At 37.6% G+C, this 13,138-nt stretch carries 5 protein-coding genes; all 5 read left to right on the top strand.

What is annotated here, in order from left to right:
* Window positions 1–206: 206 nt before the first annotated feature.
* Complete coding sequence (locus BM289_RS16315) at window positions 207–1,577, top strand: glycoside hydrolase family 27 protein (protein WP_091495474.1); 1,371 nt, start codon at window positions 207–209, stop codon at window positions 1,575–1,577.
* Window positions 1,577–4,135, top strand: a complete 2,559-nt coding sequence (locus BM289_RS16320; protein WP_091495476.1) for an alpha-L-arabinofuranosidase C-terminal domain-containing protein — start codon at window positions 1,577–1,579, stop codon at window positions 4,133–4,135. The genes BM289_RS16315 and BM289_RS16320 overlap by 1 nt, the downstream gene beginning before the upstream one ends.
* Window positions 4,136–4,182: 47 nt before the next feature.
* Window positions 4,183–6,117: a glycoside hydrolase family 43 protein gene (locus BM289_RS16325; protein ID WP_091495478.1), complete on the top strand. Its 1,935-nt coding sequence runs from the start codon at window positions 4,183–4,185 to the stop codon at window positions 6,115–6,117.
* Between the two features lie 381 nt (window positions 6,118–6,498).
* Window positions 6,499–11,535 (top strand): beta strand repeat-containing protein, encoded by a 5,037-nt coding sequence (locus tag BM289_RS16330; protein WP_091495480.1) that lies wholly within the window; start codon window positions 6,499–6,501, stop codon window positions 11,533–11,535.
* A 341-nt stretch (window positions 11,536–11,876) separates the two neighbouring features.
* A complete protein-coding gene (locus BM289_RS16335) occupies window positions 11,877–13,118 on the top strand; it encodes a hypothetical protein (RefSeq protein ID WP_091495482.1) in 1,242 nt (413 codons plus the stop codon).
* Window positions 13,119–13,138 lie beyond the last annotated feature (20 nt).

Here is a 13,138-nt window from a genome sequence, read left to right on the forward strand (position 1 = left end):
GAACATCTCATAGGTAGTTGAGGTAACCATTAATGAAAAATTAAGAACGTCCTATCGGAACGTTATCAATCTCTCATCGATTGAGATGAAAAACATATAATAATGAAATTGATTATCCCATTGTATCAAGTAATTATAAAAAAACAATGGGGTAATTTTTTTTTATTATATTTAAAGTGTAAAACTTACACATAAACCATTTTATAATGAAAAAAACTAACTTACTAGCCATGATGATGGGAGCATTTTTCCTGTCAGTTGTATCTAACGCACAAACCAAACCATTTCAAAAAGAAGAATTTAAACAATGGGCTCAAACACCGCCTATGGGCTGGAACAGCTGGGATTGTTACGGGCCGACTGTTGAAGAACACGAAGTAAAAGCCAACGCAGATTATATGGCAAAAGAGCTGAAGAAATTTGGCTGGGAATACGTCGTAGTCGATATTCGATGGTTTGTCGAAAATGACAAAGCAGGCGGGTACAATCAAACCGATCCACGTTATGTAATCGATCAATACGGAAGATATCTTCCTGCTGTAAACCGATTTCCTTCTGCAAAAGATGGACAAGGTTTTAAGCCTTTAGCCGATTATATTCATAAAAAAGGATTGAAATTTGGAATTCACATTATGCGTGGTATTCCAAAAAAAGCCGTTGAAGAAAAAATGCCGATTAAGGGAACAAACGGAATTACAGCAGATCAGATCTATTCAACAGCATTACAATGCGAATGGCTGAGAGACAATTATACAGTTGTAGCGGATAAACCGGGAGCACAGGAATATTATAATTCTATTTTCGAATTGTACGCACAATGGGGAGTAGATTTTATTAAAATTGATGATTTATCAAGGCCGTATCACGAAGGAGAAATCAATTTGATTCGAAATGCTATCGACCATTGCGGACGCAAAATTGTGTTGAGTACTTCGCCAGGAGAAACACCAATTTCGGCAGCACAGCACGTAAGTACACACGCTAACATGTGGCGTATGGTTGATGATGTTTGGGATACTTGGCCCCATATCACGCATTTAATGGATGTAGCACAAAAATGGTATCCGTACATCGCACCGGGAACATGGCCAGATTGCGATATGATTCCGTTAGGACGCATTTCGATTAGAGGAGAACGTGGCAATGACCGAATGACTCGTTTAACAAAAGACGAGCAATATACTTTAATTACATTTTTCAACATCTTCAAATCGCCCCTGTTTTTTGGTGGAGATTTGCCAAGTAATGATGCCTTTACTTTATCCTTATTAACGAATAAAGAGGTAGTAAAAATGCATAACGAAAGCACGGCTGTAAAACAACTTTTCCAAAAAGATGGAAAAATTGCAGTGACTTCAAAAAATGCAAAAGACGGAAGTGTTTATTTGGCTCTATTTAATATTTCAGATAAAGACTCACAGAAAGTATCTGTAAACCTTTCAGAGCTTGGAATTTCAGGCACGGCCGAAGTTTTAAATATGTGGACAGGCGAAAAATCTAAAACAGCCTCCAAAGAAATAGGAGCCGATTTAAAACCACATAGTTCAGTTCTGTATCAATTAAAAAGCAAAAAATAATGAAAAGTTTTTTGCTTAAAAGCACTATTAAGTTGCTTTTGCTTTTTACCATTATTTTTGGAATGTCTGGATTTATTATCAAAACAAAAGATGAAAATCCAGGTAAAGTTTACTTATTTGCGTATTCTACTTTAAAAAATAATGGAAAAAACGGACTTCATTTTGCATGGAGTACAGATCAGAAAAATTGGTTTGCCATTGGTCCAGAGTTCAGTTTTCTAAAATCAGATTTTGGAAGCTGGGGACCAACGGGGAAAAGTATGTCTGAAGCTTTTTTAGTTCAAGATAATGCTGGAAATTTTCACTGTTTTTGGAGTGTTAGAGATAATGTTTTTGCGCATTCAGAAAGTAAGGATTTGGTTAATTGGGGAAGGCAAAATTATATTCAGGGAATGAAAAATTTTGTTGGAAAAAACCAAGATAAATCGGTTATCCTAAATGTTCAGGTTAGTCAGAAAGAAGGAAAATATGTAGTTCACTTTAGCGAAAGCGGACAAAATTATTATACCACTACAAAAGACTTTCAAAATTATACTCCCGCTGTAATTGATGCTAATGGTTCTCCTTTAAATTTAAAAAGTGAAATTAAGTTGCAAGGAGCGGTTTTACAAGGAACACTGCATAAGGTAGATTGGAATTTAGTGGACGACATGATTAAAAAAATGGAGTCGGTTAAGTTTAGAGATAAACAGAACAATACTTCTCCTAAAAGTGACAGTTTACTTTTTTTAGGTTTAAAACCGGTTAAGGCCGAAATTAAAATAAACGGTCAAGATTCAAAAAAAATCAGTAATATGCTTACTGGCGTTTTCTTTGAAGATATCAATTATGCAGCAGATGGCGGTTTATATGGAGAACTGATTCAGAATCGTGATTTCGAATATTCGCTTCAGGATAAAAAAGGAAGTGATCCAAAATGGAATGTTTCAATGGCATGGAGCGGTGATTTTAAAATTGAAAAAGAAAATCCAATTCATGTTAACAATCCCAATTATGCCGTAATAAAAAATGGAAATATTACGAATTCAGGTTTTGACGGAATTACGCTTAAAGCGAATGAAAAATACGATTTTAGTGTTTTTGCCAAAGGAACAAAAGCGGTTGTTCGCCTGAAAACGGCGAGCGGAGAAACTTTAGCGGAAGCGACATTTACACCTTCAAATAGTTGGAAGAAGTTTAATCTGGTTTTAAAATCAGCAAAAACAGTTACAGATGCTCATTTAGAAATTAGTACCAACGGAGAAACGGCTGTTGATATGATTTCACTTTTTCCACAGAAAACCTTCAAAAACCGTAAAAACGGATTACGATTAGATCTTGCAGAAGCAATTGCGGATATGCACCCAAAATTTGTTCGTTTTCCGGGCGGATGTGTGGCACACGGAGACGGATTGCATAACATTTACAAATGGAAAAATACCATTGGACCACTTGAAAGCCGAATTGGAATGCGAAATATCTGGAATTATCATCAATCGATGGGATTGGGATATTTTGAATATTTTCAGTTTTGTGAAGATTTAGGAGCCGAGCCAGTTCCTGTTTTGGCAGCGGGAGTTCCGTGTCAGAATTCATCTGACGGAGGTTCCGGACAACAATTTGGAATCGCGATGGAAGATATGGACGAATATGTACAGGATGTTTTAGACTTAATTGAATATGCTAACGGAAGCGCCAGTACAGTTTGGGGTAAAAAACGTGCTGAGGCGGGACATCCAAAACCTTTTAATTTGAAATATGTCGGAATTGGAAATGAAGATTTAATCAGTGATGTTTTTGAAGAACGTTATCGAATGATTGTAAAAGCGGTAAAGCAAAAATATCCCGAAATTAAGGTGATTGGAACTGTCGGACCATTTTTTGAAGGAACAGATTACAGAGAAGGCTGGAAAATTGCCGATGATTTAAAACTGCCGCTTGTAGACGAACATTATTATCAATCGCCGGGCTGGTTTATCAATAATAACGATTTTTACGATAGTTATGATCGTTCAAAATCTAAGGTATATTTAGGAGAATATGCATCATGGGGCAATAAGTTTTATAACGCTTTAGCAGAGGCATTGTATCTAACAGGCGTTGAAAGAAACGGAGATGTGGTTTCTATGGCTTCGTATGCGCCGTTACTGGCAAGAGAAAAACATACACAATGGAATCCGGATTTAATTTATTTTAATGGAAATGAAGTAAAACCGACAGTAAATTATTTTGTTCAAAAACTTTACGGTCAGAATCCTGGGGATATTTATATCGAGAGAAGCATAAAAGCTTCCGATAATGCTGAGGTTAATAAACGCATTGGTGTATCTGTTGTTAAAGAAAGCATTTCAGGAGATTTGATTGTCAAATTAGTTAACATACTTCCAGTTACGGTTCTGCCATCAATCGAGATAGCTGATTTGACCACAAATGAAAATGCAAGTTATACGGTATTAGCTGGAAATCCAGAAAAAACAGATGCTAGACCCATAATTCAAAATCTTACTGTTAAAGAAGCATTTTCAAGAGAATTACCGCCTTATTCTTTTACTGTAATTCGTATTAAAACTAAAAAATAAGCTGTTCATTATTTTCGAAAATAGAATAGTAATAAACTTTTTAAAAAATGAAAAAATTAAAATTTAGTCTTGTATTCTTGTTATTGACTTCAACTTTTTTACAAGCGCAAGATAAAGCAAAAGGGGTGCCGCCTGCAGTGGCAGACAAAGATTTAACCGCCTATTTATTTGTTTATTTTATTGGAAATAAAGTAGAAGAAGAGGCAGTAAATTATGCTGTTAGTCAGGATGGTTATCATTATTACAGTCTTAATGGAAACAAACCGGTTATAGACAGTAAAGCAATCAGTTCGACGGGAGGCGTTCGTGATCCGCATATATTACGCGGAGAAGACGGCAAAACATTTTATATGGTTTTGACCGATATGACTTCTTCAAAAGGCTGGGACAGTAACCGTGCTATGGTTTTATTAAAAAGTACCGATTTAGTAAACTGGAAAAGCAATATTGTGAATATCCAGACTACATTTTCAGGAAACGAAAACTTAAAAAGAGTTTGGGCACCGCAGACAATTTATGACGCGAAAGCCGGAAAATACATGATTTATTTCAGTATGCAGCATGCCGGTGGTCCTGATAAAATTTATTATGCTTACGCGAATAAAGATTTTACAGCTTTAGAAGGGGAACCGAAATTATTATTTGTTCCAAAGTCAGGAAATGCTTGTATTGATGGTGATATCATCGAAAAAAATGGAGAATATCATCTTTTTTATAAAACAGAAACCAATACGCCGGGAATCAAAGTCGCAGTTACAAAAGACTTGACTTCAGGAAACTGGATTGAAAATGACAATTATCTGCAACAAACAAAAGATGGAGTAGAAGGTTCAAGTGTTTTCAAATTGAATAATTCAGATGAATATATTTTGATGTATGATGTTTACACCAAAGGAAGATATCAATTCACAAAAACGAAAGACCTAGAAAATTTCAGTGTAATTGACAACGATATTTCAATGGATTTTAATCCGCGTCACGGGACTATTTTGCCAATTACACGCTCTGAATTAAAAAGAATTACGGACAAATGGGGAACGCCTGAAAAGTTTCCAAAAGTAAATCATAACCCAGTTTTAGAAGGCTATTATGCTGATCCTGAAATTCTATACTCAAACAAAACAAAGAAATATTATATCTATCCAACAAGCGACGGATTTAACAGCTGGTCAGGATATTATTTTAAAACATTCTCTTCTGATAATTTAGTGGATTGGAAAGATGAAGGCGTAATTCTGGATCTTAAAAAAGAGGTGCCTTGGGGAAACAGAAATGCGTGGGCACCTTGTATTGTAGAGAAAAAGATTAAAGGGAAATATAAATATTTTTACTATTTCACAGCGGCTCAAAAAGTAGGTGTAGCAGTTTCGGATAATCCAACTGGTCCTTTTAAAGACAGTGGAAAAGCAATTGTTGCCCAAAGACCAGAAGGAATCAAAGATGGACAAGAAATTGATCCTGATGTTTTTACAGATCCTAAAACAGGCAAAAGTTATTTGTACTGGGGAAATATGTATATGGCGGTAGCTGAATTAAATCCCGATATGGTTTCTTTAAAACCAAATACCCAAAAAATTATAGCTGTTAATAATTCTTTCCGTGAAGGAACTTATGTGATTTACAGAAATGGAAAATATTATTTCTTTTGGAGTGAAGACGATACTAGAAGTCCGAAATACAAAGTGAGATACGGAATTTCAAATTCCCCAACAGGACCATTGGAAATTCCGGAAAATAATATCGTAATTCAGGGAAAACCAGACGAAGAAATTTATGCAACGGGACACAATTCGGTATTGCAAATTCCAAACAAAGACGAATGGTACATTGTATATCACAGATTCTCTTATCCAACGGGAATAAAAATGGGGGATGCTGGAGGTTTTCATCGTGAAGTCTGCATCGATAAATTAGAGTTTAATGCAGATGGAACTATTAAGCAGGTTGTTCCAACTCATAAAGGAATAGAAAGTTTAAAATAAGTTTTTTATAACTCAGAATTTAAAGCCAATTTCAATTAAGAAATTGGCTTTTTTTGTCTAAATGCTTCTGTATAAGTTTTTTAGTAATAATAAAGTTTTAAATATCTGATTATTAGTACTTTATTTTTGTTTAAATTTACAAATCAAAAAATAAAACGCATTATTTTTTAGTTAAATCACATATCTGCACCAATTTTCCTTTTAGTATTACCTGCCTTTTTAAATCAGTGTATTAGGAATGCAATTGCCACTTATCTATTGTTTTTTTCGTTTAAGCAATAGTTTTTTAGAATTCTGCTCGATTAAAAGAGTCAAGAATTTATTTCTCTGTTTTTTTATTTCTGTTATAATTTAAATTGTTAATTCTAATAATTCAATCTTATGAAGAATAAATTACTTTGCATATTTATATTTTTAGGAAGTTTTACCATTTATTCTCAAGTTGGAATAGGTACACCGGTGCCTAATGCTTCTTCACAGTTAGAAGTGGTTGCAACTAATCGAGGAGTACTGATTCCGAGAATAAATTTAACAGCTTCGACAGATACATCAACAATTACCAGCGGAAACGTTAATAGCTTACTTGTGTTTAATACCGCAACAGTTGCTGATATAAAACCAGGATATTACTACTGGTTTGACAATAAATGGAATCGAATTGTAGTGTCAGGAGAAACAGCTGTGCCAGCTGGATCTGTTATTTATAATTCGGTTAATCAAACCTTTTCATATATTGATAATTCAGGAAATTCTCAAATAATTGATTTTAGTACAATTGTAAAAGCTAATGAAACGATCACAACCCAGATTCAAAATACAACTACAGGAGCAATAACTTATACAAACGAAGCTGGAAATTCAACTATATCTCAAGTGGTAAGTGCTAATGCAGGGAATTTACTAAAAGTTGGAAGTGATGGAGGAGCAATGTTAGATGTTTCTTCAATTCCGGTTGGATCTACGACTGTTTCCAATGCCTCAAATGCAAATACAGCAACAGTTACAGTAAACGGAATTACAAGTTCCGGCGCTCCGATTGTGAATTTAAATGAAATTTCATTATCAGGAACAAGTCTGACTACAATAGTAAATGGAGTTTCGAGTACAGCTTTGGATTTAAGTCCAATTTTAGCTTCCGGCACAACCAATACTTTAAGTTTGGCGGGAAATACATTGACTTCAAATGTGAATGGAGTTTCTTCGACTTCAGATGCAGTGAGCGGAGTTTCAAATGCCTCAAATGTAAATACTTCAACAGTTACGGTTAACGGCATCACAAGTTCGGGCGCTCCGATTGTCAATACAAACGTAACTTCATTATCAGGAACAAGTCTGACCACGACAGTGAACGGCGTTGCAAGCACGGCTCTGGATTTAAGCCCGATTCTGGCTTCGGGAACTACGAATGCTTTGAGTCTTTCAGGAAATACATTGACTTCGAATGTAAACGGAGTTTCAGTGACTTCTGATGCTGTGAGCGGGGTTTCGAATGCGTCGACGGCAAACACTTTAAATACGACAGTAAATGGAATAACAGGAGCAGATGTCAATATTATCAATACAAACGAGACCTCATTGTCAGGCACAAGTCTGACGACGACAGTAAACGGCGTTGCAAGCACGGCTTTGGATTTAAGTCCGATTTTGGCTTCTGGAACTACGAATGCTTTGAGTCTTTCAGGAAATACATTGACTTCGAATGTCAACGGAGTTTCAGTTACTTCTGATGCTGTGAGCGGGGTTTCGAATGCATCGACGGCAAACACTTTAAATACGACAGTAAACGGAATAACAGGGGCAGATGTCAATATTATCAATACAAATGAAACATCATTGTCGGGCACAAGTTTGACTACGACTGTAAACGGCGTTGCGAGCACGGCTTTGGATTTAAGTCCGATAATTTCGGCTGGAACTACAAATGCTTTGAGTCTTTCAGGAAATACATTGACTTCGAATGTCAATGGCGTTTCAGTGACTTCGGATGCTGTAAGCGGGGTTTCGAATGCATCGACTGTAAATACTTCGACAGTTACGGTTAACGGCATCACAAGTTCCGGCGCTCCGATTGTCAATACAAACGAAACTTCATTATCAGGAACAAATCTGACCACGAGTGTAAACGGCGTTGCGAGCACGGCTTTGGATTTAAGTCCGATTTTGGCATCGGGAACTACAAACGCTTTGAGTCTTTCAGGAAATACATTGACTTCGAATGTAAACGGAGTTTCAGTGACTTCTGATGCTGTTAGCGGAGTTTCGAATGCATCAACTGTAAATACGTCGACAGTTACGGTTAATGGCATCACAAGTTCGGGCGCTCCAATTGTCAATACAAACGAAACCTCATTGTCAGGAACAAATCTGACTACGACAGTAAACGGCGTTTCGAGCACGGCTTTGGATTTAAGCCCGATTCTGGCTTCGGGCACTACGAATTCTTTGAGTCTATCAGGAAATACATTGACATCGAATGTAAACGGAGTTTCAGTGACTTCTGATGCTGTGAGCGGGGTTTCGAATGCATCAACAGTGAATACAGCAACAGTTACGGTTAACGGCATCACAAGTTCGGGTGCTCCGATTGTCAATACAAACGAAACATCATTGTCGGGCACAAGCCTGACAACGACAGTAAACGGCGTTGCGAGCACGGCTTTGGATTTAAGCCCGATTTTGGCATCGGGAACTACGAATGCTTTGAGTCTATCAGGGAATACATTGACATCGAATGTAAACGGAGTTTCAGTTACTTCTGATGCTGTGAGTGGAGTTTCGAATGCATCAACTGGAAATACTGCAACAGTTACAGTAAACGGAATTACAAGTTCGGGCGCTCCGATTGTCAATACAAACGAAACATCTTTGACAGGCGCAAGCCTGACTACGACAGTAAACGGCGTGGCGAGCACGGCTTTGGATTTAAGTCCGATTTTGGCTTCGGGAACTACAAATGCTTTGAGTCTTTCAGGAAATACATTGACTTCAAATGTAAACGGAGTTTCAGTTACTTCTGATGCTGTGAGTGGAGTTTCGAATGCATCAACAGTGAATACATCGACAGTTACGGTTAACGGCATCACAAGTTCCGGCGCTCCGATTGTTAATACAAACGAAACGTCGTTATCAGGAACAAGCTTGACGACGACTGTAAACGGCGTTGCGAGCACGGCTTTGGATCTAAGCCCGATTTTGGCATCAGGAACTACGAATGCTTTGAGTCTTTCAGGAAATACATTGACTTCGAATGTCAATGGCGTTTCAGCGACTTCTGATGCTGTGAGTGGTGTTTCAAATGCATTATCGGGAACAAACCTGACTACCACTGTAAATGGAATTTCGGGTACAGCTTTAGACCTAAGCCCGATTTTGGCATCGGGAACTACAAATGCTTTGAGTCTTTCAGGAAATACATTGACATCGAATGTAAACGGAGTTTCATCCACTTCTGATGCTGTGAGCGGAGTTTCGAATGCATTATCAGGAACAAGTTTGACGACGACAGTAAACGGCGTTGCGAGCACGGCTTTGGATTTAAGCCCGATTCTGGCTTCGGGCACTACGAATTCTTTGAGTCTATCAGGAAATACATTGACTTCGAATGTAAACGGAGTTTCAGTTACTTCTGATGCTGTTAGCGGGGTTTCGAATGCATCAACAGTGAATACAGCCACAGTTACGGTTAACGGCATCACAAGTTCGGGCGCTCCGATTGTCAATACAAACGAAACCTCATTATCAGGAACAAGTTTGACGACGACAGTAAACGGCGTTGCGAGCACGGCTTTGGATTTAAGTCCGATTCTGGCTTCTGGAACTACAAACGCTTTGAGTCTTGCTGGAAATACATTGACTTCGAATGTAAACGGAGTTTCAGTGACTTCAGATGCAGTGAGCGGTGTTTCGAATTCAAGTTCAGCCAATTCTTTAAATACGACAGTAAATGGAATAACAGGAACAGGAGTGAACATTATTAATAGTAACACATTAACTGCCACAAATGGAAATTTGGTCTCAACTGTAAACGGAGTAGCGACAACACCGGCAGTTCCTGTTTTAATATCTGCAGGTAATGGATTAACTGCAACGAATGGCAATGTGCAATTAGGGGGAACATTAACAATACCAACAGCAATTGCAACAACAGTAACAAATACTTTCGCGATTACTGGACTTCCAACAGGAACTCCATCAGATAGACTTGTAGCTATTGACGCTTCAAGTGGGATTTTCAAAACAGTAACGCAATCAATGTGGTCTACAATAGGTAACGCAACTACAACTCCAGCTACTAATTTCATTGGAACTACAGATGACCAGTATTTGATGTTCAAGGTTAATAATACTGTATCGGGTATGGTTAGCACCGCAGCTATTGGAAAATCAAATACTTCTTTAGGCTATAGGACACTATCTAATTGGTCAACTACTCCGGTTGCGCAACAAGGCTTTGAAAATACGGCTTTCGGAAACAGTGCTTTGGCTGTTGGTGGTACTGCTAACGATAATACGGCTTTTGGTTATGCAGCTTTGAGTAAAGCAACAGGGTCTAGTTTTTCTGGTAACACAGCGGTTGGTGCTCTAGCGCTCGGAAATGCTAATAGTACCACTCTTTTAGGACGTAATACAGCTGTAGGTTATTTATCACTTGGAGATAATACAACAGGTTCCTATAATACAGCTTTGGGGGCAAGTTCTCTGAATCATAATTTAACAGGAGGATACAATACAGCATTAGGTAACCTAACGCTTCAAAACAATTCTACAGGTAATTATAATGTAGCAATTGGTGATAGTGCAGGTATACTTAATACTAGTGGTAGCAGCAACATATTAATTGGTGGTGGGGCTTCCGGTATTAATGTTGATGCTTCTTCAGTCACTGTAAGCAACGAAATGAACATAGGCAATACTTTGTTTGGTACAGGTATAAATAACACTATTGCCTCGTTACTGGGTAAGATTGGTATAAATACAAATGCTCCAACAGCTGTACTGGATGTTAATGGAGTTGCCCGTGTACGTACTTTGCCAACAGGTGCCTCAACAGACAATATCGTTACTGCTGATGCAAATGGCAATTTAAGAATCGTTGCTCCAGTAAGCAGTATTTTAAACACGATGAATATTGTGCGAAGAACGGCTGATTACACTGTGGATCCTACAACAGATAATGTGATATTAATTGATGCAGCTTCGAATAATGTCACCATTACACTTCCTTCTGGTGTAGCTGTAGGAAGGGTATTCATTATAAAGCGTGTCGACAGTTTTGCAGCTAACACGGTTACGATCACATTTGCAGGCGCAAGTGCTGCGGTTAATGAAACAGATACATTCATTTCAGTTGATATCAAAACTGCTTACCAGATAATTACCGATGGAAGCGATAAATGGCAAACGATTTCAAAGTTCTAATAGGGGAATAGTGTTTCATGAGGTTGGTAATCTATTGATTTTATAAGATTTGACCCTCTACGCCTTTAAATGTTTTTGCATATAATGATAGCAGAAAACACGTTCCTTTAAAGCCTATTTTAGAAATTATTTGCTTGCTAATTTGTGAGAAAAAAAACATAAAAAAAAGTTTTTCATAATCTTTAAGAGATTTAACACATAAGAAACAATGTCTTAATCTGATATTTTAAAAATGTTTGGTGGTAAAAATATACCTCATTCTAAACGGAAATTTACACTTTCTAAAACACTACTAGCAAAGATAATTTAACATTAGATTTTTAGAATTAAATTTAATCAAGATGAACTTAAAACTACCTAAGAGGTCATTATTTATTCTTATAACTTTTATTATAAGTTTTTTAGGCCATGCTCAAGTAGGAGTTGGAACACTGACTCCTGACGATTCAGCACAATTGGATGTAACTGCTACAAATAAAGGTTTACTCATTCCTAGACTATCTTTAATACAAACCACTAATCAAAGTCCGGTTACAGGTGCCATTACAAATAGCTTGTTAGTCTATAATACAGCTACAGTAAATGATGTAACTCCGGGTTTCTATTATTGGCAGACTGATAAGTGGGTTAGATTAATAGGAAAAAGCGATCCTGTTATATTTAATGAAACACTCACTACTCTGACCTATGATGCCAATACCAACAGATTAACCTACAAAGATGAAAACGGCACTTCCAATGTTTTGCAATTGGTTGGACAAGCAGGACCAGTAGGACCAGCCGGACCGCAGGGACCTCCAGGAATAGCTGGAAATAATGGAGCAAAAGGAGATAAAGGAGATAAAGGAGATACTGGAGCACAAGGTGTTCCAGGAAAAGACGGAGCAGCTGGAGCACAAGGGGGCATAGGCTTAATTGTTGACGGAACTAATACAACAGTAACCGGTTCTGGAACAACGACAGATCCTTATAAAATCAATGCACCTTCAATGCCTGCTGCAACGGTATCCAACACTTCTGCAGGAAACCTTTTAAACACTACTGTAAATGGTGTTACTGGACCCAATGTAACTATAATCAACAGCAACACTTTAACAGCGGTAGATGGAAATTTAGTCTCCACTGTAAACGGCGTAGCATCCGCAGCATCCGTTCCTGTGCTAATTACGGCAGACAATGGTTTAACCGCAGCCAACGGCAAGGTACAATTAGGAGGAAGTTTAACCCAACCTACTACCATAACTACGGATATCGCCAATACTTTGGCTCTTAACGGCTTGCAGCAGGGGACTCCATCAGGTGAATTACTTACGGTGGAGCCTACTACAGGCGTTGTCAAAAAAATAAGCATGAACCAGTTGACAGGGGTTATAAAACAGGAGTTGGCTGCTGTCGGTGGACAGAAGGATTTTCCTACTCCACTGCCTATCACCTCTTTAGATAAAATACAAGTTTACAGAAACGGAGTAGAAATAAATTTTACCGCAACCACAGGAACTTCCCAATTAACACTGCAATTGTATGCTGATACCAATGGAGCATGTTTGGAAGGTGATGAAATAAAAATTTACCAATGGAAGTAAAAATAAACTAGCATTAATTA

The sequence above is a fragment of the Flavobacterium phragmitis genome, assembly GCF_900112575.1.
Classification (GTDB): Bacteria; Bacteroidota; Bacteroidia; order Flavobacteriales; family Flavobacteriaceae; genus Flavobacterium; species Flavobacterium phragmitis.

Coding starts and splice junctions, on each gene's coding strand:
- BM289_RS16315 (WP_091495474.1), top strand. CDS start 207: ATGAAAAAAACTAACTTACTAGCCATGATGATGGGAGCATTTTTCCTG.
- BM289_RS16320 (WP_091495476.1), top strand. CDS start 1,577: ATGAAAAGTTTTTTGCTTAAAAGCACTATTAAGTTGCTTTTGCTTTTT.
- BM289_RS16325 (WP_091495478.1), top strand. CDS start 4,183: ATGAAAAAATTAAAATTTAGTCTTGTATTCTTGTTATTGACTTCAACT.
- BM289_RS16330 (WP_091495480.1), top strand. CDS start 6,499: ATGAAGAATAAATTACTTTGCATATTTATATTTTTAGGAAGTTTTACC.
- BM289_RS16335 (WP_091495482.1), top strand. CDS start 11,877: ATGAACTTAAAACTACCTAAGAGGTCATTATTTATTCTTATAACTTTT.